Source organism: Pseudomonas eutrophicaquae (assembly GCF_023544715.1).
Taxonomy (GTDB): domain Bacteria; phylum Pseudomonadota; class Gammaproteobacteria; order Pseudomonadales; family Pseudomonadaceae; genus Geopseudomonas.
The window spans coordinates 44,805-66,283 of the sequence record NZ_JAMJEZ010000001.1 but is presented as its reverse complement, the minus strand read 5'-3'; the positions used below and the strand labels follow the sequence as shown (position 1 = coordinate 66,283).

Annotated in this window: 20 protein-coding genes; 4 read left to right on the top strand and 16 right to left on the bottom strand. The window is 66.5% G+C overall.

The window, feature by feature from the left end; all coding sequences use genetic code 11:
- The first annotated feature begins 14 nt into the window (after positions 1-14).
- Positions 15-1,268 (top strand): MgtC/SapB family protein, encoded by a 1,254-nt coding sequence (locus MXC11_RS00320; protein ID WP_250003755.1) that lies wholly within the window; start codon positions 15-17, stop codon positions 1,266-1,268.
- A gap of 6 nt (positions 1,269-1,274) precedes the next feature.
- Here MXC11_RS00320 and MXC11_RS00315 read toward each other — a convergent pair whose 3' ends face one another.
- Positions 1,275-2,453 (bottom strand): EAL domain-containing protein, encoded by a 1,179-nt coding sequence (locus MXC11_RS00315; protein WP_250003753.1) that lies wholly within the window; start codon positions 2,451-2,453, stop codon positions 1,275-1,277.
- Between the two features lie 308 nt (positions 2,454-2,761).
- On the opposite strand from MXC11_RS00315, the gene MXC11_RS00310 reads away from it, so the two are divergent.
- Together MXC11_RS00310 and MXC11_RS00305 are read left to right on the top strand one after the other, a co-directional pair.
- Positions 2,762-5,002 (top strand): GAF domain-containing protein, encoded by a 2,241-nt coding sequence (locus MXC11_RS00310; protein WP_250003751.1) that lies wholly within the window; start codon positions 2,762-2,764, stop codon positions 5,000-5,002.
- Positions 4,999-6,756 carry a putative bifunctional diguanylate cyclase/phosphodiesterase gene (locus MXC11_RS00305; protein ID WP_250003748.1) on the top strand — a complete coding sequence of 586 codons (1,758 nt, stop codon included), beginning with the start codon at positions 4,999-5,001 and terminating at the stop codon, positions 6,754-6,756. The genes MXC11_RS00310 and MXC11_RS00305 overlap by 4 nt, the downstream gene beginning before the upstream one ends.
- Here MXC11_RS00305 and MXC11_RS00300 read toward each other — a convergent pair.
- The 13 genes from MXC11_RS00300 to MXC11_RS00240 all read right to left on the bottom strand — a co-directional run bounded on the left by MXC11_RS00300 (position 6,673) and on the right by MXC11_RS00240 (position 19,568).
- Entirely contained in the window at positions 6,673-8,220 is a 1,548-nt protein-coding gene (locus MXC11_RS00300) for a DNA recombination protein RmuC (protein WP_250003747.1), read from the bottom strand. The two genes, MXC11_RS00305 and MXC11_RS00300, sit on opposite strands and share 84 nt — an antisense overlap.
- Before the next feature lie 340 nt (positions 8,221-8,560).
- The gene (lipA, locus tag MXC11_RS00295) at positions 8,561-9,532 is read right to left on the bottom strand and encodes a lipoyl synthase (RefSeq protein ID WP_250003745.1); all 972 of its coding nucleotides are present in this window, start codon (positions 9,530-9,532) and stop codon (positions 8,561-8,563) included.
- 1 nt (position 9,533) lies between these two features.
- Entirely contained in the window at positions 9,534-10,178 is a 645-nt protein-coding gene (gene lipB / locus MXC11_RS00290) for a lipoyl(octanoyl) transferase LipB (RefSeq protein ID WP_462938078.1), read from the bottom strand.
- Positions 10,178-10,459: a DUF493 domain-containing protein gene (locus MXC11_RS00285; RefSeq protein WP_462938077.1), complete on the bottom strand. Its 282-nt coding sequence runs from the start codon at positions 10,457-10,459 to the stop codon at positions 10,178-10,180. Before MXC11_RS00285 ends, lipB begins: the two co-directional genes overlap by 1 nt.
- A 70-nt stretch (positions 10,460-10,529) precedes the next feature.
- A complete protein-coding gene (locus MXC11_RS00280; protein ID WP_250003973.1) occupies positions 10,530-11,681 on the bottom strand; it encodes a D-alanyl-D-alanine carboxypeptidase family protein in 1,152 nt (383 codons plus the stop codon).
- A gap of 72 nt (positions 11,682-11,753) precedes the next feature.
- Positions 11,754-12,713 (bottom strand): septal ring lytic transglycosylase RlpA family protein, encoded by a 960-nt coding sequence (locus MXC11_RS00275; protein ID WP_250003740.1) that lies wholly within the window; start codon positions 12,711-12,713, stop codon positions 11,754-11,756.
- Positions 12,714-12,715: 2 nt separating this feature from the next.
- The gene (mltB, locus tag MXC11_RS00270) at positions 12,716-13,717 is read right to left on the bottom strand and encodes a lytic murein transglycosylase B (RefSeq protein ID WP_250003738.1); all 1,002 of its coding nucleotides are present in this window, start codon (positions 13,715-13,717) and stop codon (positions 12,716-12,718) included.
- 17 nt (positions 13,718-13,734) lie between these two features.
- Positions 13,735-14,838: a rod shape-determining protein RodA gene (gene rodA / locus MXC11_RS00265; RefSeq protein ID WP_250003971.1), complete on the bottom strand. Its 1,104-nt coding sequence runs from the start codon at positions 14,836-14,838 to the stop codon at positions 13,735-13,737.
- A 41-nt stretch (positions 14,839-14,879) separates the two neighbouring features.
- Positions 14,880-16,796: a penicillin-binding protein 2 gene (gene mrdA / locus MXC11_RS00260; RefSeq protein ID WP_250003737.1), complete on the bottom strand. Its 1,917-nt coding sequence runs from the start codon at positions 16,794-16,796 to the stop codon at positions 14,880-14,882.
- Positions 16,797-16,805: 9 nt separating this feature from the next.
- Positions 16,806-17,273, bottom strand: coding sequence for a 23S rRNA (pseudouridine(1915)-N(3))-methyltransferase RlmH (gene rlmH, locus MXC11_RS00255; protein ID WP_250003735.1), 468 nt, complete (start codon positions 17,271-17,273; stop codon positions 16,806-16,808).
- Positions 17,274-17,282: 9 nt separating this feature from the next.
- On the bottom strand, positions 17,283-17,636 hold the full coding sequence (gene rsfS, locus MXC11_RS00250) for a ribosome silencing factor (RefSeq protein ID WP_250003969.1): 354 nt from the start codon (positions 17,634-17,636) through the stop codon (positions 17,283-17,285).
- Positions 17,637-17,646: 10 nt separating this feature from the next.
- Entirely contained in the window at positions 17,647-18,303 is a 657-nt protein-coding gene (gene nadD, locus MXC11_RS00245; RefSeq protein ID WP_250003733.1) for a nicotinate-nucleotide adenylyltransferase, read from the bottom strand.
- Positions 18,303-19,568 (bottom strand): glutamate-5-semialdehyde dehydrogenase, encoded by a 1,266-nt coding sequence (locus MXC11_RS00240; RefSeq protein ID WP_250003731.1) that lies wholly within the window; start codon positions 19,566-19,568, stop codon positions 18,303-18,305. Before MXC11_RS00240 ends, nadD begins: the two co-directional genes overlap by 1 nt.
- A 128-nt stretch (positions 19,569-19,696) precedes the next feature.
- On the opposite strand from MXC11_RS00240, the gene MXC11_RS00235 reads away from it, so the two are divergent.
- The gene (locus tag MXC11_RS00235; RefSeq protein WP_462938076.1) at positions 19,697-20,410 is read left to right on the top strand and encodes a DedA family protein; all 714 of its coding nucleotides are present in this window, start codon (positions 19,697-19,699) and stop codon (positions 20,408-20,410) included.
- Here the strand turns inward: MXC11_RS00235 and MXC11_RS00230 are convergent.
- Both MXC11_RS00230 and MXC11_RS00225 read right to left on the bottom strand, forming a co-directional pair.
- Positions 20,407-21,105 carry an LrgB family protein gene (locus tag MXC11_RS00230; RefSeq protein ID WP_250003730.1) on the bottom strand — a complete coding sequence of 233 codons (699 nt, stop codon included), beginning with the start codon at positions 21,103-21,105 and terminating at the stop codon, positions 20,407-20,409. The genes MXC11_RS00235 and MXC11_RS00230 overlap by 4 nt on opposite strands.
- Positions 21,102-21,464: a CidA/LrgA family protein gene (locus MXC11_RS00225; protein WP_250003728.1), complete on the bottom strand. Its 363-nt coding sequence runs from the start codon at positions 21,462-21,464 to the stop codon at positions 21,102-21,104. The genes MXC11_RS00230 and MXC11_RS00225 overlap by 4 nt, the downstream gene beginning before the upstream one ends.
- Between the last annotated feature and the right edge of the window lie 15 nt (positions 21,465-21,479).

Below are 21,479 nucleotides of genomic sequence, written 5' to 3'. Positions count from 1 at the left end.
CAAGGAGCTCGCCCATGCCGCTGACCCCGGATCTGCTGCTGGACCTTTGCACGGCGCTGGCCATCGGCCTGCTGATCGGTGCCGAGCGCGGCTGGAGCGCGCGCAGCACCCGCGATGAGCGGCTCACCGCCGGACTGCGCACCTATGGCCTGCTGGGGCTGCTCGGCGGGCTGGGCCTGCTGCTCGGCCAAACGCTGGGGATTGGCGTGTGGATCGCCCTGCTGCTGGCGGTGTCGGCGCTGATCATCACCACCTACATCACCGGCCTGCGCCGGGACCCCGATCAGGGCATCACCAGCGAGATTGCCCTGCTGCTGACCTTCCTGCTCGGCAGCCTGGCGCTGGCCGATGCACGGCTGCTGGCCGCTGGCTGCGCGGTGGTGGTCGCGCTGCTGCTGCGCCTGAAAGAGCCGCTGCACCGCGCCCTGCACCGCCTGTCCGCCGAGGAGCTGGGCGCGGCGCTCAAGCTATTGTTTATCTCCCTGGTGCTGCTGCCGGTGCTACCCAATCAGGGCTATGGCCCCTGGCAACTGTTCAATCCCTATGTGCTGTGGTGGATGGTGGTGGCGCTGTCGGCGATGGGATTTGCTGCCTATGTGGCGGTGCGACTGGTCGGTGCCCGGCATGGCCTGCTGCTGACGGCGGTGCTCGGCAGCCTGGTGTCTTCCACGGCGACCACCCTGCTGCTGGCCCGCCTGCAGCGCCGCGAACTGCAGGCTTTGCTGTCGGCGGGCCTGCTGCTGACCTCGGCGCTGATGTTCCCCCGGGTGCTGCTGGAGGTGGCGGTGTTCAATCCGGCACTGGTGGCGCCGCTGCTGGTGCCGGCGCTGGCCTGTCTGGGTGGCTACCTGGCAGGGGCCCTGTACTGGTGGTGGCGCAGTGGCCATGAGGTAGCGAGCGGCAGCGAGCCCCTGTTCAAGAATCCCTGCGAGCTGGGGGCTGCCCTGCGCTTTGCCCTGCTGCTGGCGCTGATCCTGCTGCTGGTGGAGGTGGCCCACCGCCAGCTGGGCGCACCAGGCGTCTATCTGGTGGCGCTGTTCGCCGGGGTGGCGGATGTGGATGCCATCGCCCTGTCGCTGGCACGCAGTGCCCAGGGCGAGCTGGACAGCACAGTCGCTGTGCAGGGCATCGCCATCGCCGCCGCCAGCAACAGCCTGTTCAAGGCGCTGCTGATCCTACTGGCCGGCGGGCGGGCACTGGCGCTGCGCACCCTGCCCTGGATTGTCGCCAGCCTGCTGCTGGGTGGCCTGCTGCTGATCGGAAGCTGACTCCCCTCAGGCCGGCTGCAGCGTGGCGGTCAGCATGTCGCTGCGTAGCCGGTCTTCCAGTGCCAGCAAGCCTTGTAGCAGCTCGACCGAGGCGCTTGAGAGCCGCTGACTGATCTGCAGCATGACCTGCGGGTCACGCTCGCGCCGGCCGGCCTCCTCAAGCAGCTGATGGGCCAGCTGATGCACCTCGTGGTGCGGCGCCTCCAGTGCCCGGTATTCCGCCAGCCCGGCAAAAGCCTGGGACAGGCTGTAATACCACTGCCCGACCATGCAGCGCAGCAGATCAAGCACCTGACCGCGCCACAGGCGGGCCCGCTCATGCTGCTGCGGATCGAAGGCAAAGGCCGCCTCGACCAGCGCCTTCTTCCACTCCAGATGGCCGATCTGCGCCAGATGCAGCATCCCGGCCGGATTGACCGGCCAGCGGCGGTGACGATCAGCCAGAAAATCGACCAGATCCGCCAGCGCCAGCGGCCGCGACACCAGATAGCCCTGCGCCGCCGCGCAGCCCAGCGCCTGCAGCTGCTCATAGGTGGCCAGATCCTCGACCCCCTCAGCCACAGTGGACAACCCCGCGCGGTAGGCGCTGTGGATCATCTCGCGCACGATCACCGCCACCTCGGCATTGCTCGCCAAGGCATTGATGCGGGTACGGTCGATCTTCACCTGACTGAACAGGCCGCCCGTCAAGCGATCCAGCGGCTGGGGCGCCGTGCAGCCATCCACGCTCAGCGACAACCCCAGCTCGCGCAGACGCGCCAGCAGCGGGGCCTCGGCATGATCGTCAAGCAGATCCTCACGCACCTCAACGCCCAGCTGGCGCGGGCAATGGGCCTGCTGGCGCAGCTGAATAGCCAGCTCAGCGCCCAGCGCAGGATCGGCCAGCTCGGCGGCGCTGAGGTTGAAGGACACGCGCAGCTTCGGGTGCAGGCTGTAGAGCAGGTTGGCATCGGCGATCAGGCGCTCGAACAGGGTGGCGGTGATTTCACTGATGAAACCGCTCTCCTCGGCCAGCGGCAGGAAATGATGCGGCATGACCATACCGCCCTCCGCCGTCTGCCAGCGGATCAGCGCCTCGACGGCATTGATCTCACCAGTGAATAGCGACACCTGCGGCTGGTAATGAAACCGCAGTTCCCCGTTACGCAGACCATCCTGCATGCGTTCCAGAGTGATCCCGCTCATAGCTCGTGCTCCTTGTCGAAATGATCCATCCAGAGCGGTCTCCTACCACCCGGACGCTTTGCAGCATAGGATCGATTGGCGATTGCGTCAGAAAAAAAGCCGCTTGATGGGCGCCGGTTCACTCACCGGCGCCTGCCAAGCCCCCGTACCTGATGCGCGGATCGTCGTGATCGCTGGCGCTATGGCGGGAACCCGGCTAGCCTGCAGGAAAAATGCCAGGCTGTACTAGGCAGACTGGATTGTACAACGGCAGAGCCTGCAGGCTGTCACGCTACCGCGCGGATACGGATGACTCAGGGATGCACGACATGGATTACGAACAGGAGCGGCTGCGCCAGCTGCACGATCTGCAGATTCTCGACACCCCAGCGGAAGCCTCTTTCGATCGCCTCACAGCGCTGGTCGCAGACCTTCTGGAGGTGCCGATTGTGCTGGTCTCACTGGTTGATCAGGATCGCCAGTGGTTCAAGTCGCGGGTCGGCTTGGCCGTTTCGCAGACCCCGCGGCGCGGCTCCTTCTGCCAGTACGCACTGATCGAGGGGCGCCTGCTGCTGGTCGAGGACACCCAGCGCGACCCACGCTTTGCCAACCATCCGCTGGTGAACGGCGCGCCGCATCTGCGCTGCTATGCCGGCGTGCCCCTGAGCATCGATGGCACCCACCTGCTCGGCACCCTGTGCGTGCTGGACCTTAAACCGCGGCGCTTTACGGCGCGCCAGCTTGAGCATCTGCAGACTCTGGCGCTGCAGGTCGAGGAGCTGCTGCGCCTGCATGCCCGCAGCCTTGAGCTGGACCGCGAAAGCCGGCGCAGCCGCAAGCGCGCGGCGCGCTATGAGGCGATCTTTCATGGCGCCGCCGCCGGCATCGTGCGCATCGACAGCAGCGGGCGGATCGTCGAGATCAATGACTTTGCCCTGCAGCTGCTGGGCTATCACCGCGAAGAAGTGCTGGGCAGCAATGTCAGCCGGCTGATGCCCTCGCACTGGGCGCGCTTTCATGACCGCTACCTGAAAAACCATCTGGAAGATGGCAGCGATCAGATCGTCGGCAAGGGCCGGCGCGTCGAGGCCCTGCACCGCAACGGCCAGCGCATCCCCGTGCACCTGGCTGTCAGCCACGCGCCCTATGATGAACAGGGCGGGCGCGGTGACTTCATCGGCATCCTCTCGGATCTGAGCGAGATCCATGAAACCGCGCACCGCCTGCACAAGCAGCAGCAACTGCTCAGCGTGCTGCACCGCGGGCTGACCGACTACCGCGCCCTGCTCTCCGGCAATACCCTGTGGACCTTCCTCAAGCATGCCCTGCGCGAGCTGACCGGCAGCGATTACGCACTGATCGGCGAAGTCCTGCACACCGAGGGCAGCCCGGCCCTGAAGATACACGCCCTCTCGGATCTGTCTTGGAACGCCGAGTCCCAGCAGCTGATGAGCCAGCTGCGCAGTGGCGGCATGCTGCTGCGCAACCCCGACAGCCTGCTGGGCCAGGTGTTTGTCGGCGGGCAGACCATCCTCTGCAATGACCTGGCCAGCCATCCGCAGCACCGGCTGCCGCCAGGCCATCCGCCGCTGCGCAATTACCTGGGTGTACCGATCGTCGATCAGGGCGAGGTGCTGGGCATGTTCGCCATCGCCAACAGCGCCGAGCCCTACCGCGAAGCGCTGGTGACCTGGCTGGAGCCTTTCACCTCGACCTGCGCCCTGCTGATCAAGCTGTATCGCCAGCTCAAGGAGCGCGCCGCCTTCACCGAGCAGCTGCGCCAGACCCGCGATGAGGCCGAGGCGGCCAGCCGGGCCAAGAGCGAGTTTCTCTCGGCGATGAGCCATGAACTGCGCACCCCGCTCAATGCCATCCTAGGCTTTGCCCAGCTGCTGCAGTGCAGCCAGCGTCACCCGCTGGATGAGCGCCAGCGCCGCCAGATCGAACAAATCGAGAAAAGTGGCCAGCATCTGCTGAACCTGATCAATGAGGTGCTGGATCTAGCGCGTATCGAGGCCGGCAAGCTCAACCTGAACCCTGAGGCGGTGAATCTGGCCGAGCTGGTGCGCGAGGCCTGCGAAACCCTGACCCCGATCGCCCACCAGCATGGGGTGACGCTGCAGCACACCGGCCTTGAGCACTTTGCCGTGACCCTGTGGGCCGACCCGACCCGGCTGCGTCAGGTGCTGATCAACCTGCTGAGCAATGCCATCAAGTACAACCGCCCGCAAGGCAGCGTGCAGATCGATGCCCAGCAGCTGGGCGGCTGCGTGCATGTCAGCGTGCGCGACACCGGCATTGGCATTGCCGCCGAGGACATGCCGCGCCTCTTCCAGCCCTTCAGCCGTCTGGAGACCGGCAACGCCGCCATCGAGGGCACCGGCGTCGGCCTGGTACTGACCCGCCAGATCCTGGAACAGATGGGCGGGCGCATCGGGGTGACCAGCCGTCCGGGACTGGGCAGTGAGTTCTGGTTCAAACTGCCGCTGGGCGATACGCTGCGCATCCCCTCATCCTGTACCCAACCCCTTTGTACCCGGCAGGCCCGTTGCAAGGAGAGCTGCCCATGAACACCCCGAGTGCCATCCACGCGAGCGCGCGCATCCTGGTCATTGATGACAAACCGGTCAATGTCGAGCTGCTGCTGGACATGCTCGAGGATGCCGGCTACGAAAACCTCGAGGGATTGAGCGACCCGCGCCAGGTCGAGCCGCTCCTGGAGGAGGGTCTGCCAGACCTGCTGCTGCTGGATATCCGCATGCCGCATCTGGATGGTCACCAGATCCTCACCCGGCTGCAGGCGCGCTGGGGCGAGCAAGCGCCGCCAGTCATCGTGCTCAGCGCGCAGACCGACCGCGATACCCGCCTGCAGTCGCTGGCGCTGGGCGCGCGCGATTTCATCTCCAAGCCCTTCGACCAGCATGAGGTGCTGCAGCGCCTGCACAACACGCTGCAGGCGCACTTTCTGCTGCGCGAGCGCAGCAACCAGGCGCGCCAGCTGCAAGACCTGATCGAAGAGCGCACCGTGCAGATCCAGCGGCTGGCCCGGGAAGACCCACTCACCGGCCTGCCCAACCGCACCACCCTGCTCGAGCTGATCGAGCAGCAACGCCAGGCCCAGCGTCCGTTCACGCTCTGCTATCTGGACTTTGCCGGCCTGAGTGAAATCAGCCGTCTGCACGGCCAGGCCAGCAGCGAGTGCCTGCTGCTGACCCTGCGCGAGCGCCTGCACGAGTGGCTGGATCCAGAGGCGCAGCTGGGCGTCTGGCGCTACAGCGCCTGGGTGCTGTGCCTGCCCGGCCCGCTGGCGGCGCTGCGCATCGAGGCCTTGCTTGAGCGCCTGCACAGACCGCTGCAGGGCGACTCGCTCAGCGTGCGTCTGGATGTGCGCGTGGGGGTCAGCCACAGCCAGATGCCCCATGACTCGGCAGAACACCTGCTGCGCATGGCCGCCCTGGCAGTGGCCGAGGAGCGCGGCCGCTGGCAGCTGTACCAGCCAAGCCTTGAAGCTGCGCTGCAGCGCCGCGACCAGTACCACCAGGCGTTGCACCAGGGGGTCGAGCAGCAGCTGTTCATGGTCTACCAGCCGAAGATCGACCTGGTCAGCGGCCGGGTGATCGGTGCCGAGGCGCTGCTGCGCTGGCAGCATCCGCAGTGGGGGCTGGTGCCGCCGGGCGAGTTCATTCCACTGGCAGAATCAAGCGGTGACATCCTGAACATCGGCCAGTGGGTCATCGAACAGGCCATCCGCCAGCTGGAGCAGTGGTTCAGCCAGGCGTTGCTACCGCGTGATTTTCGGCTGGCCGTGAATGTCGCCAGCCTGCAGCTGGTGCAACCCCACTTTGCCCGGCTCCTGCTGGAGCGCCTGCGCCACAGCCAGCTGCCGCAGGGCGCGCTGGAAATCGAGATCACCGAATCGGGGCTGATGCGCGACATCGATCTTGCGCGCCAGCAACTCAAGGTGCTGGCCGATGAAGGGCTGTCGATTGCGGTCGATGACTTTGGTACCGGCTACTCGTCGCTGGCCTACCTGAAGACCTTGCCGGTGTCGGTGCTGAAGATCGACCGTGCCTTCATCCAGGACATGGACAACAACCCGCAAGACCTGCGCCTGACCGAGACCGTGGTGCAGATGGCCCGCAGCCTCGGGCTGGGTACGGTGGCCGAAGGTGTCGAGCGCTCGCGGCATGTCACCCTGCTGCATCACATCGGTTGCCAGCTCGGGCAGGGCTTCTGGTACTCACCGCCCCTGCGGGCCGAGGAGTTCATTACCTTCTGCCGGCGGCAGAACAGCAGCGGAGAGCACCTGCGTCTGCGCTACTGACGCCTCAGCCATCGACGCCGTCTCAGGATCGGCCAGCCAGTCGGCGGGCAGCTGCTTGCTGGTGCGCGCGCCGAGCTGGCGCAACTGCTCGCTGCGCCCGATCAGGTTGCCGCGCCCCTCGCAGAGCTTGTTGCGCGCCGCGGCATAGGCCTTGTCCAACTGCTGCAGGCGGGTGCCGATTTCCTGCAGATCGTCGATGAACAGCACGAACTTGTCATACAGCGCCCCGGCGCGCTCGGCGATCTCGCGGGCATTCAGACTCTGACGCTCCTGACGCCAGAGGCTGTCGACCAGACGCAAGGTGGCGAGCAGGGTGGTCGGGCCGACCAGGATGATGTTCTGCGCCGAGGATTCGCGCAGCAGCTCAGGCTCGGCCTGCAACGCCGCGGCAAACGCGCTTTCCAGCGGCACGAACAGCAGCACGAAGTCGAGGCTGTTCAGGCCCTCCAGGCGCTGATAATCACGCTGCGACAGGCCGCGCAGGTGGTTGCGCAGCGACTGGACATGCTGGCGCAGGGCGTGCTGGCGCCGCGGCTCATCCTCGCCGCTGACATACTGCTGCCAGGCGGTGAGGCTGACCTTGGCATCCACCACCACCTGCCGCTCGCCCGGCAGGCGGATCAGTACATCCGGCTGGAAGCGCTCGCCCGAGGCGCTGCGCAGACTGACCTGGGTGTCGTATTCGCGGCCCTTCTGCAGGCCCGCCTGCTCCAGCACCCGCTCCAGCACTAGCTCGCCCCAGTTGCCCTGGGTCTTCTGGCCACGCAGGGCGCGGGCCAGATCCTGTGCCTCGCTGCCCAGACGCTCGTTAAGCTGCTGCAGGCGCTCCAGCTCGCGGCCCAGCGAGAAGCGCTCGCGTGCTTCCTGCTGATAGCTCTGCTCGACCCGCTGCTCAAAGTGCTGCAACCGCTCGCGCAGCGGCTCCAGCAGCTGGCGCAGCGACTGCTCGCTGTCCTGACTGAAGCGCTGCTCACGCTCGGCGAAGATCTGCCCGGCCAGCTCGGCAAACTGCGCACGCAGCGTATCGCGCGCTGCCTGTACTTCTTCAAGGCGCTGACGGTGCCCCTGCTGCTGCTCATGCAGCGCGGCCTGTAACGCCGCACGCTCGGCGGCCAGCTCGCGCAGCTCGCTCTCCAGCCCGATCCGCCGCTCCTCATCCAGCAGGCGCTGCCGGCTGGCCTCCTGACGGGCCGCCTGCAGCAGCTGCACCTCGCGGCGCAGGGCGGCGTTATCCCCCTGCAAATCGACCAGCTGATCCTGCTGGAACTGCGCCTCTTCCTGCAGACGCTGCAGATCGGCCTGCGCGCGCTCGGCCCGCTCGTGAGCACTCTGCACCTGCAGCTCAGCCTGCCAGCCGGCCTGCTCGCGCTGCTGCAGGCGGTACCAGAGCATCCCCAGGCCGATACTGGCCGGTACCAGCATCAGCAGGACACCCAGCAGCCATTCAGGGATCGACATACTCATCGGCAGCGCTCTCGTTCACTCAGGCATCGGGGCGCCAGTATAAAAGGTCGCCGCGCAGGCTTTGCGTGGATTCAATCCACAATTACTGTGGATAACTGCGTGGACAACACAGGGGCAGATGCCCCGGGGCCAGCAATGACGCGCCCCACAGACAGACTGGCTATTTTTTGCACAACCCCGCACGGGGACTTTTCCACAGGCTCAAGGCGTGCTAGGCACACCCGATACCAGCCCGCCGGGTACGTCAAAGCCCCGCGCCGGCAGGGGCCGGCACAGGGACTTGACCAGAAAAAGCAACGCCCCCGCCACAACGGACGGGGGCGTCAGACACAGCGCCGCGTCAGCCGACCTTGTGGCCATGCGCTTGCTGATCGGCGTGGTAGGAGGAGCGCACCAGCGGGCCGGAGGCTACGTTCTTGAAGCCCATCGCCTCGCCCTGCTCGGCAAACCAGGCGAAGGTGTCCGGATGCACGAAACGCTGCACCGGCAGGTGATTGCGCGAGGGCTGCAGGTACTGGCCGAGGGTCAGCATATCGATGTCGTGCTCGCGCATGCGCTGCATCACCTCGATGACCTCCTCGTCGGTCTCGCCGAGGCCGAGCATCAGACCGGACTTGGTCGGCACGCCGGGCACGCGCTTCTTGAACTCCTGCAGAAGATCCAGCGACCACTCAAAATCCGAGCCGGGACGCGACGATTTGTACAGGCGCGGCACGGTTTCCAGGTTGTGGTTGAACACATCCGGCGGTTCGGTGGCGGTGATGTCCAGGGCAATCTCCATGCGCCCACGGTAATCCGGCACCAGGGTTTCCAGCTGGATGCCCGGCGAGCGCAGACGGATCTCGCGCAGGCAGTCGGCAAAGTGCTGGGCACCGCCGTCGCGCAGGTCATCACGGTCTACCGAGGTGATCACCACGTATTTGAGGCGCAGGTCGGCAATCGCAATCGCCAGGTTTTTCGGCTCATCCACATCCAGCGGCTTGGGCCGGCCGTGGCCGACGTCACAGAACGGGCAGCGCCGGGTGCAGATGTCGCCCATGATCATGAAGGTTGCGGTGCCGCCGCTGAAGCACTCCCCAAGGTTCGGGCAGGAGGCTTCCTCACAGACGCTGTGCAGCTTGTGCTTGCGCAGCAGCTGCTTGATCCGCTCGACCTCGGGGGTGACCGGGATGCGCACGCGGATCCAGTCCGGCTTGCGCGGCAGCTCCTCGGTGGGAATGATCTTGACCGGAATGCGCGCGACCTTCTCGGCGCCGCGCAGCTTGACCCCGGCCTCAACCTTGCCCGGCTTGTTGTTCTCGGCAGTGCTCATCTCAGCTCCAGCCCTCAGTGAGGGTTTCGTGTTCTGCAGGGCCAAGGCGGGCGAGCAGCAGCTGCTGCAGGCGCTCGCACACCGTGGCGAAATCGATAGGTCCGGCCAGATCGCGCAGCTGGGTCATCGCCAGCCCGGCGTAGCCGCAGGGGTTGATGCGCTGAAACGGTGCCAGATCCATGTCGACATTCAGCGCCAGGCCATGAAAGGAGCAGCCGCGGCGGATACGCAGGCCGAGCGAGGCGATCTTCGCCGCGCCGACATAGACGCCCGGTGCATCGGCTCGGGCGTGGGCCTCGATACCGTAGCCGGCCAAAAGCTCGACCAGCACCTGTTCCATCAGGCTGACCAGCTCGCGCACGCCCTGTCCCGAGCGGCGCACATCCAGCAGCAGGTAGGCAATCAGCTGACCGGGGCCGTGGTAGGTCACCTGCCCGCCCCGATCGGCCTGCACTACCGGAATGTCACCGGGCAGCAACAGGTGCTCGGGCTTGCCGGCCTGGCCCTGGGTGAACACCGGCTCATGCTCGAGCAGCCAGATTTCGTCGGGCGTATCCGGGCCGCGCTCGTTGGTAAAGCGCTGCATGGCCTGCCAGACCGGCAGATACGGCTGAAGGCCCAGCCAGCGCACCCGCAGTGCGGCCATCAGAGCACCATATGTACGCGCCCGGTGGCGCGCAGATCACCGTGGATGGCCTGCAACTGCTCGACACCAGTGGCGACGATCGCCAACTGCACCGAGACAAAGCGGCCATTGCTGCTGTCGCGCACCTTGAGGGTGGTGACATCCAGATCCGGCGCGTGGCGCTGGATCACCTCGATGACCAGGTCATGGAAACCGGCGCCGGCATCGCCGATCACCTTGATCGGATAACCAGCACAGGGGAACTCGATTTTCGGGGCTTCGGTCTGCTTGTCGCTCATCATCACACTCGCGGCCGGCTTATGGCCGGCAGTCAGGACGGCCTCCCGGATCGGCAGGCCGCAGTCTCATCACTCAGCCCAACAAGCCTGAGAAAAACAGTCGGATACTATCCCACAGGCGGCGCAGCAGGCCACCCTTCTCGACCGCTTCGATGGCTACCAGCGGGGCGGTGTGCACCAGCTCCTCGCCCAGACGCAGCTCGACGCGGCCGATTTCCTGTCCGGCGGCAATCGGCGCCTCCAGCATCGGCTGCAGGCTGGTGCTGGCCTTGAGCTGATCCATCTGCCCGCGCGGCAGGGTCATGACCAGATCCTCGGCAAGCCCGGCACGCACCTGACGCTCGGCACCCTTCCACACCGGCGCACGCGCCAGCTCAGCACCTTGCTGATAGACCGGACGGGTCTCGAAGAAGCGGAAGCCATAGGTCAGCAGCTTCTGCACTTCCGCCGCACGGGCCTGCTCGCTGGCCGCCCCGAAGACCACGGCAATCAGACGCTGGCCATCGCGCACCGCCGAGGCCACCAGGCAGTAGCCCGCCTCATCGGTGTGACCGGTCTTCAGGCCATCAACGGTCTTGTCACGCCACAGCAGCAGGTTGCGGTTCGGCTGCTTGATGCCGTTCCAGAAGAACTCCTTCTGGGCGTAGATGGCGTAATGCGCCTGATCTTCGCGGATGATCGCCCGCGACAGCAGGGCCATGTCGCGCGGCGAGGAGTAATGCTCGGGGTGTGGCAGGCCGGTGGCGTTCATGAACTGCGAATTGCCAAGGCCCAGACGGCGGGCATGGCTGTTCATCAGGTCGGCAAAGGCTTCCTCGCTGCCGGCAATGTGCTCGGCCAGCGCCACGCTGGCATCGTTGCCGGACTGGATGATCACCCCGTGCAGCAGGTCATCGACCGACACTTCCTTGCCGACCTCGATGAACATCCGCGAACCCCCGGTGCGCCAGGCGCGCTCGCTGACCCGCACCATGTCGCTCTCGCGGATCTGGCCGCGGTTGATCTCCAGGGTGGCGATGTAGGCGGTCATCAGCTTGGTCAGGCTGGCCGGCGGCAGGCGCTCGTCGGCATTCTGCTCGACCAGTACCTTGCCGCTGTCAGCATCCATCAGGAACCAGGCCGTGGCGGCCAGCTGTGGCGCTTCCGGTACGGCCTGCTCGGCCAGGGCCAGCGGCGCCGTACCAAGCACGACCAGCAGGCACAGACGCTGCACAAGGTGGGTAATCTTCTTCACGCTCTCGAATCCTCTGGGTGAATGAGCCCGCCGGGCAGGCAGTGTGCCGGCGGGCAGTCGGGGTCAGTCGGCCTGCACCAGGGTCGGCTGGCCGAGGCTGGCGGTGCGCAGCGTATCCTGCAGGCGACGCGCTTCGGCCTCGCTGCCCAGCGGCCCCAGGCGCACGCGATGCAGCACCTGCTCGCCCCGGGCGATCGGGCTGATGAACGCCTGGGTACCGACCGTCCCCTGCACGCGGGCGCGCAACAGCTCGGCCGCATCGGGGTTGGCGAAGGCGCCCAGCTGCAGGTACAGCCCGGACGCCACCGGCGCTGCCGTCTGCTGCCCAAGCTCAGCCGCTGACAGGGCACCGGCGTGCTGGGTGGGCGGCGGCGTGTAGCGCTCGAAGGTCGCCGCACTCGGCTGGGCCATCACCGTGGCGGCGGCCACGGGCTGCGCCGCGCCCTGCCCGGCGATCCAGCGCTGCGGATCGATGCCCTCGATCCGCACCCGCGCCGTGCCACGCTCGGCAAAGCCGAGCTTCTTGGCGGCGGCAAACGACAGGTCGATGACGCGATCGGAATAGAACGGCCCGCGGTCATTGACCCGCACGATGATGCTGCGCCCATTCTCAAGACTGGTCACCCGCACGTAGCTGGGCAGCGGCAGGGTCTTGTGGGCGGCGGTCATGCCGTACAGGTCATAGGTCTCGCCGTTGGCGGTGGCCTGACCGTGGAACTTGGTGCCGTACCAGGAGGCTGTGCCCTCGACACGGTAGTTGCGGGCGTCCTGGATCGGGAAGTAGGACTGCCCCAGCACCGTATAGGGGCTGGCCTTGAATGGCCCGTGATGGGGCGTCGGTACCGCGTCGGGGATCTGCGAGACATCCACATCCCACCAGGGCGCACCGTCATTGAGCGGGCGGACATAACTGCCTTTGGCTGCCGGCGCTTTGGCGCTCGGCGCCGGGGCATCGCGCCCGGCACAACCAGCCAGCAGCAGGCTGCCGAGGGTGACCAGGGTCAGTGCGCGCAGCGCGTTCATGCTCAACGCTCCTGATGCCGGGCGCGCAGCGCCTCGGAGAGCTGATGCACGGCCATTGCATACATCACGCTGCGGTTATAACGGGTGATGACGTAGAAGTTGGGCAGGCCCATCCAGTACTCGGCACCGGCCTCCCCCTCCAGACGAAACGCGGTCACGGCCAGATTACCCTCGACCTTGTCCTCAGCCTGCCAGCCGAAGGCACGCAGATCCTGCACCGAGCGAGTCGGCTCCAGCCCCTGGGTCAGCCCCTGCTCGACCTTGCGACCCTGCACCCGGGCGCGGCTGACCACCGGATCCCCAGCCACCCAGCCATGGCGCTGGAAATAGCTGGCAACACTGCCGATAGCATCCACCGGGTTGTTCCAGATATCGATGCGGCCATCGCCATCAAAGTCCACCGCATAGGCGCGGAAGCTGCTAGGCATAAACTGCGGCAGGCCCATGGCGCCGGCGTAGGAGCCCTTGAGCGCCTGCGGATCCACCTGCTGCTCGCGGGTCAGCAGCAGAAACTCGCGCAGCTCCTTGCGGAAGAAGTCGGCGCGCGGCGGGTAGTCAAAGCCCAGCGTCGCCAGCGCATCCAGCACCGGCCAGGTGCCGGTGTGCCGGCCATAGAAGGTTTCCACCCCGATGATCGCCACGATCACCTCGGCCGGCACGCCATACTCGCGCTCGGCCCGCGCCAGCGCCTCGGCATGCTGCTGCCAGAAGGCAGCGCCCTGACTGATCCGCGCCTCGGTGATGAAGATCGGCCGGTACTCCTTCCAGGGCTTGACCCGTTCGGCCGGGCGCGAGATGGCGTCGAGGATCTTCTGCTGGCGCGTGGCACCGGCAAACAGCTCGCGCAGACCCTCTTCGGCAAAGCCGTGCTCACGGGTCATCTCGGCGATGAAGGGCTCCAGCTGGGCCGGGTTGTCGTAGGCCATGGCCACGCCGGGCGCAATGCCGACGGCACCGAGCAGGCCAAGGCCCGCCCCTCTGACCCACTGTTGCAATCTGTGCATGTTGTTCACTGTCAGCCTCAAGCCTGGGCGATCCATTTGCGATGGGTATGGATCGCCATCAAAATTCCGAACCCTGACATCAGGGTCACCAGCGAAGTTCCACCGTAGCTGATGAAGGGCAGCGGCACGCCTACCACCGGCAACAAGCCGCTGACCATGCCGATGTTCACGAAGACGTAGATGAAGAAGGTCAGGGTGATGCTGCCCGCCAGCAGCTTGCCGAACAGCGTCTGCGCCTGTATCGCGATGAACAGGCCGCGCGCCACCAGCAGCAGATAGACCACCAGCAGCAGACACACGCCGACCATGCCGAACTCCTCGGCCAGGACGGCAATGATAAAGTCCGTGTGGCTTTCCGGCAAAAAATCCAGATGCGACTGGGTACCCTGCAGCCAGCCCTTGCCCAGTACCCCGCCCGAGCCGATCGCCGCCTTGGACTGAATAATGTTCCAGCCGGTGCCCAAAGGATCACTTTCCGGATCCAGGAAGGTCAGCACCCGGCGCTTCTGGTAGGGGTGCAGCACGAAGTACCACATGCCGACCGCAATCGGCACCACCGCCGCCAGCGCCGTGGCGATCCACCACCAGCGAAGGCCGGCCAGAAACAGCACGAAGCCCCCCGGCACCAGCACCATCAGCGCGGTGCCCAGGTCCGGCTGCTTGAGGATCAGCACACAGGGCACCAGGATCAGCAGCAGGGCAATCGCCAGCTGCTTGAGGCTCGGCGGCAGGGTGCGCGTCGAAAGGTACCAGGCCACGGTGATCGGCATCAGCAGCTTCATGAACTCCGAGGGCTGGAAGCGGATCACCCCAGGGATGTTGATCCAGCGCGTGGCGCCCATCGCCGTATAGCCGAACAGTTCGACGATGATCAGCAGTAGCACACCGATGCCATAGGCCAGCGGCGCCCAGCGCGCCATGAAGCGCGGCTCGAACTGGGCGATCACGCACAGCGCCGCCAGACCGATGCCCAGCGAAGTGGCCTGGCGTTGCAGCAGCTCCCAGCTCTTGCCGCCGGCCGAATACAGCACGAACATGCCGATCACCGCGAGCGCCAGCAGCAACAGCAGCAAGGGGCCATCCAGGTGCAGACGCTGCAGCCAGCCACCGCGGCGGCGCAGCACATCTTCGCTGGAGAGGATCCGGTCAAAGGTCACGTTGCTCACGGCATATTCTCCTGCGCAGGGCGCATCCCGCCCGGATCAGCCTTGAGGCGGCCCTGCTCGTCCAGCAGCCAGGCATCCATCACCTGACGGGCAATCGGTGCCGCCACGCCCGAGCCGGACTCGCCGTTCTCGACCATCACCGCCACAGCAATCTGCGGGTTCTCTGCCGGGGCAAAGGCCACGAACAGCGCATGATCCCGGTGACGCTCGCGCAGCTTGTCACGGTCGTAGCGCTCGCCCTGACGAATGGCCACCACCTGCGCGGTGCCACTCTTGCCGGCGATCCGGTAGACCGAATCCTTGCCGACCTTAAACCCCGTACCACGCGGGCCATGCAGAACTTCGACCATGCTCTGGGTCACCTGATCCCAGTAACGCTCATCCTTGGCGACGAGATCGGGCGGCGTCTCGCGCGGCTCCAGCAGGCCCTGGGCCATCAGCTGCTCGGGACTCAGCCCTGCGGCATCGCGCAGCAGACGTGGACGGGTCCAGCGGCCACGGGTAGCAATCAGGGTGGTGGCCTGGGCCAGTTGCAAGGGCGAGGTGAGCATGTAGCCCTGACCGATACCGGTGATCACCGTCTCACCGGGGAACCAGGCCTGACGACGGTTGAGGCGCTTCCACTCGCGCGAGGGCATCAGGCCCGCCGCTTCCTCGAACAGATCGAGCGCCACCCGCTGGCCAAGGCCAAAGCCGCTCAGGTAATGATGCAGCCGATCGATGCCCAGCTTGATCGCCAGATCGTAGAAATAGGTGTCGTTGGAGCGCGCCATAGCCAGATTCAGATCGACCCAGCCATCGCCGCTGCGGTTCCAGTTGCGGTATTTGTGGGTGTTGCCGGGCAGCTGGTAGAAGCCCGGGTCCCAGACCCGGCTGAGCGGCGTGATCAGCCCGGCATCTAGACCGGCCAGCGCCACCTGTGGCTTGACCGTGGAGCCCGGCGGATAGAGGCCGCGCAGCGCGCGGTTGTACAGCGGCCGGTCGATGGAATCGCGCAGCTCAGCATAGTCCTTGAAGCTGATCCCGGTGACGAACAGGTTCGGGTCGAAACTCGGCTGGCTGACCATCGCCAGCACGCCCCCGGTGGCCGGCTCGATCGCCACGATCGCCCCGCGCCGCCCGCCCAGCGCCGCCTCGGCGGCCTTCTGCAGCGCAAGGTCCAGGTGCAGGGTGATGTCACGGCCGGGAATCGGTGCGGTGCGCTTGAGTACCCGCAACACCCGGCCACGGGCGTTGGTCTCCACCTCCTCGTAGCCGACTTGCCCGTGCAGCACGTCCTCGTAGAAGCGCTCGGCCCCGGTCTTGCCGATGTGGTGGGTACCGCTGTAATTGATGGTGTCGAGGCGCTTGAGCTCCTGCTCATTGATCCGCCCGACATAACCGACCGAGTGGGCAAAGTGCGCACCCTGCGGGTAATGACGCACCAGCTGGGCCGCCACATCGACCCCCGGCAGGCGGAACTGGTTGACCGCGATACGCGCGATCTGCTCCTCGGACAGCTCGAACATCACCGGCACTGGCTCGAACGGCCGACGCCCCTGGCGTACCCGGCGTTCGAACAGCGCGCGCTCCTCCTCGCCGAGCGCCAGTACCTCGACGATCACGTCCAGCACCTGCTGCCAGTCGCCGGCACGCTCGCGAGTCACGGTCAGGCTGAAACTTGGCCGGTTGTCGGCGAGGATCACCCCGTTGCGGTCATAGATCAGGCCGCGGGTCGGCGGCAGCGGCTGGACGTGGATGCGGTTGTTTTCCGCCAGCGTGGTGTGGTGCTCGTACTGGATCACCTGCAGGTAGAACATCCGCGCCACCAGCCCGAGCGCCAGCGCCAGCAGAATCGCTGCACCGACCAGTACCCGCGCACGCACCAGGCGGGCGTCGTGTTCGTGGTCCTTGAGCGGGATCGGTTGCGGCATGGGCGCGGGCTACTTGTGGTACGGATGGCCGGACAGCACGGTCCAGGCCCGGTAGATCTGCTCGCCGAGCAGCACCCGCACCAGCGGATGCGGCAGGGTCAAGGGCGACAGCGACCAGCGCTGCTCGCTGCGCGCGCAGACCTCCGGTGCCAGCCCCTCGGGGCCGCCGACCATCAGGTTGACGGTGCGCGCATCCAGACGCCAGCGCTCCAGCTCGCGGGCCAGCTGCTCGGTGCTCCACGGCTTGCCCTGCACTTCCAGCGTGACGATGCGCTCACCGGGCTGCACCCGGGCCAGCATCGCCTCACCTTCCTGACGGATCAGCCGGGCGATGTCGGCGTTCTTGCCGCGGGTGCTGAGCGGAATCTCCACCAGCTCTAGGGTCAGTTCGGGCGGCAGGCGCTTGACGTACTCCTGCCAGCCCTCCTCGACCCAGCGCGGCATCCGCGAGCCGACCGCGATCAACCGGATGCGCATGCCGGCTCCTTATTCCTGCAGCATCTGGATACGGTTCTGCTCGGCACCGCGCCACAGGCGCTCCAGATCATAGAACTCGCGGGTAGCCGGCTGCATGACATGCACCACCACATTACCGAGGTCGATCAAGCCCCACTCGCCGCCCTCCAGACCTTCGCTGCCGACCGGGCGGATGCCCTGTTCCTTGGCCTTTTCCAGCACGTTATCGGCCAGCGCCTTGACCTGGCGGCTGGAGCTACCGGTGGCGATCACCATCACGTCGGTGATGCTGGTCTTGTCACGCACGTCGATGCTGACGATGCCCTGGGCCTTGAGGTCCTCGAGGGCGGCAATCACCAGTTCGACCAGCTGTTCGGTTTGCATTGTCATGAAATCACTCTTGAGTCACAGAATCGGCACGGTACAGGCCGTGCGCATGGATGTAATGAAGTACCGCATCGGGTACCAAAAAACGGATTGAATGCCCAGCCGCCAGCCGCTCACGCAGCTGGGTAGCCGAGACTGCCAGCGGCATCTGCCAGACAAAGGCGATCTGCCCGGCCGGGCCGCTCAGTGCGCGCGGGTCGTTGACGCTGCGCGCGGCCAGCAGGTTGCGCAGGGCTTCGGGCGCCTCACTGTCGGCATCCGGGCGCTGCAGCACCAGAATGTGACAATGCGCCAAAAGCTCCTGCCAGCGGTGCCAGCTGGGCAGCCCACAGAAGGCATCCCAGCCGAGCAGCAGAAACAGACGCACCTCAGCGCCCAGCTCCAGGCGCAGGGATTCGAGGGTGTCGATGGTCCAGGAGGGCCGTTCGCGGTGCAGCTCACGATCATCCACACACAGCGGCGCCACGCCCTCGACCGCCAGTCGCACCATGTCCAGGCGCTGCTGGGCACTGACCTGCGGCGTGCCACGATGCGGCGGACGCGCGCTGGGAATCAGCCGCAGTTCATCGAGGGCAAACTGCTCGGCCACTTCCAGCGCGGCGCGCAGATGGCCAATGTGGATGGGGTCGAAGGTGCCGCCGAGCAGACCAATGCGCCGGCTCATCAGGTGCGCACGTGACCGTCGCCGAACACCACGTACTTCTCGCTGGTCAACCCTTCCAGACCGACCGGGCCGCGGGCATGCAGCTTGTCGGTGGAGATGCCGATCTCAGCGCCGAGGCCATACTCGAAGCCATCGGCAAAACGGGTCGAGGCGTTGATCATCACCGAGCTGGAATCCACTTCGGTGAGGAAGCGCCGTGCATCGGTGAAGCTCTCGGTGATGATCGCGTCAGTGTGATGCGAGCCGTAGTGGTTGATGTGCTCCATCGCCGCCTCCAGCGAGTCGACCACACGGATCGCCAGGATTGGCGCGTTGTATTCGGTGTGCCAGTCGTCCTCGCTCGCCTCCCGCACGTCCGTGCCGAGCAGCGCACGGGTCGCCGGGCAGCCGCGCAGCTCGACGCCCTTGGCACGGTAGATCTCGGCCAGCGGCGGCAGCACGCGGGCGGCAATCGCTTCATGCACCAGCAGGGTTTCCATGGTGTTGCACGGCGCGTAGCGCTGGGTCTTGGCGTTGTCGGCGACGCGAATCGCCTTGTCCAGATCGGCCGCATGGTCGATGTAAACATGGCAGATGCCATCCAAATGCTTGATCACCGGTACCCGCGCATCGCGGCTGATGCGCTCGATCAGGCTCTTGCCACCACGCGGCACGATCACGTCGACAAACTCCGGCATGGCAATCAGCGCACCCACCGCAGCGCGGTCGGTGGTTTCCACCACCTGCACGCAGGCCGCTGGCAGGCCGGCCTCAGCGAGACCCTGCTGGATGCACGCAGCGATCGCGCGGTTGGAGTGGATCGCCTCGGAGCCACCGCGCAGGATGGTGGCGTTGCCGGATTTGAGGCACAGGCTGGCGGCGTCGATGGTCACGTTCGGGCGCGACTCGTAGATGATGCCGATCACCCCGAGCGGTACGCGCATCTTGCCGACCTGGATACCCGAGGGCAGGTAGCGCATGTCGCGGATGGTGCCGATCGGATCCGGCAGCGTGGCGACCTGGCGCAGGCCCTCGATCATGTCGTCGATACGCGCCGGGGTCAGCGCCAGGCGATCGAGCATCGCCTCATCGAGACCATTGGCGCGGCCATTGGCCAGGTCCTGGGCGTTGGCCTCGATCAGCGCCTCGCGGGCGGCATCCAGCGCGCGGGCAGCGGCCAGCAGAGCGTTGTTCTTCTGCGCGGTGGTGGCGCGGGCGGTGATGCGCGACGCCTCACGGGCGGCGCGACCCAGGCGGGTCATGTAGTCGAGTACGGACTCGGTCATGGTCTCGGCGTTCCGGGGGCGAAAAATGGCCGCCGATTATAGCCCTGCGATCACCCCACATCCCAGCACCACCGCCAGATGGTCGCTTGCTATGCTGCGCGCATCCCGTTCCAGCGTGGAGGCCCTCCATGTTCGAGCTGCATTGGGGTGCCTGGCAGGCCTGGCTCGGCGCCCATCCCGACTGGCTGGGCGCGGCAGTGTTTCTGATCGCGCTGGTCGAGTGTCTGGCGCTGGTGGGCCTGCTGATTCCGGGCGTGACATTGCTGTTTGCCGTGGCGGCGCTGGCCGGCAGCGGCGCGCTGGGTCTTGGGGAAACCCTGCTGCTGGCCTGGTGCGGGGCGCTGCTGGGCGATGGGCTGTCTTACCTGCTCGGGCGCCTGTTTCATCAGCGCATCCGCCAGTTGCCGCCACTGCGCCGTCACCCCCACTGGCTGGTTGCCGCCGAGCTGTACATGCAGCGCTATGGCGCGGCAGGGCTGCTGATCGGGCGCTTCATCGGCCCGCTGCGCCCGCTGCTGCCGATGACCGCCGGGATGCTCGACATGCCCGCCGGACGCTTTGCCGCGCTCAGCCTGCTGGCCTCCAGCGGCTGGGCGCTGGCTTATGTGCTGCCCGGCTGGAGCACGGGGGCAGCGCTGCGCCTGCCGCTGCCGGAGGATGCCTGGTGGCATCTGCTGCTGGCGCTGCTGCCGGGCGCGCTGGGTGCCTGGGGGCTGCTGCACCGCCGGCAAACGCCCCGCTCGCGCCGCCGGTGGCTGCTGTGCGGCGCTCTGCTGGCCGCCAGCCTGCTGGGCCTTGGGCTGCTCGCCTGGCAATGGCTGGGAGCCATGCCGCCGCGCTAGAGCACCAGCATGGCTACCGGCAGCAGGGTCGCCGTTGCCACCCCCATCAGGCTCATGCCCAGCGCGGCAAAAGCGCCGGCTTCCTCGCTTTCCTGCAGGGCATGGGCGGTGCCGACCGCATGGGCAGTCAGACCCAGTGCCATGCCGCGCGCGGCCGGATGCCGGACCTGCAACCAGTTGAGCACGAACGGCCCACAGATGGCGCCCAGCACGCCGGTGATCAGCACAAAGATGGCCGCCAGTGCCGCCAGCCCGCCGAGCTGCTCGGCCACCAGCATGGCGATCGGCGAGGTCACAGACTTGGGCAGCAGGGTCATCTGCAGTACCTGATCCACGCCCAGCAGGTAGCCAATGCCAATCCCCAGCGCCGTAGCCAGGCTGCCGGCCAGCAGCAGAGTCACCAGCACCGGCCAGAACAGCGCACGGATCCGCCGCAGGTTGAGAAACAGTGGCACCGCCAGAGCTACGGTGGCCGGGCCCAGAAACACGCTGAGCATCTGCACGCTGGCGCGGTAATCGGCGTAATCGATTCGGCACAGCAGCAGCACCGCAATCACCAGCAGCATCGACAGCAGCACCGGCTGCAGAAAGATCAGCCGGGTACGCTCAAAGAGTGCCAGCGCCAGCTGATAGGCCCCCAGGGTGATGGCAAAGCCGAACAGCGGGTGTTCCAGAATGGCGGTCAGTGCGTTCATTGCCCGGACTCCCGCCGCGCCTTGCGCGTGATCAGGCGCTGCATCAGCCAGCCGGCGAAAGCCAGCGAGATCAGTAGCGACAGCAGCAGGGTGGCCGCCAGCGCCCAGAAGTTGGCCGCCAGCACCTCGGCATAAGCCATCACCCCGACGGCCGGTGGCACCAGCAGCAGCGGCAGATAGCGCAGCAGCGCCGTCCCTGCTTCCTGCACCGACGCAGGCACCTCGCCGCGCATCAGCAAAAAGCCCAGCAGCAGCAACATGCCAAGGATCGGCCCCGGCAACGCCGGCAGCCACAGTGCATTCAGTCCCGTACCCAGTAGCTGGAACAGCACCAGCCAGGTGATTCCCCGCAACAACATCCGCCCCCTCCTGCC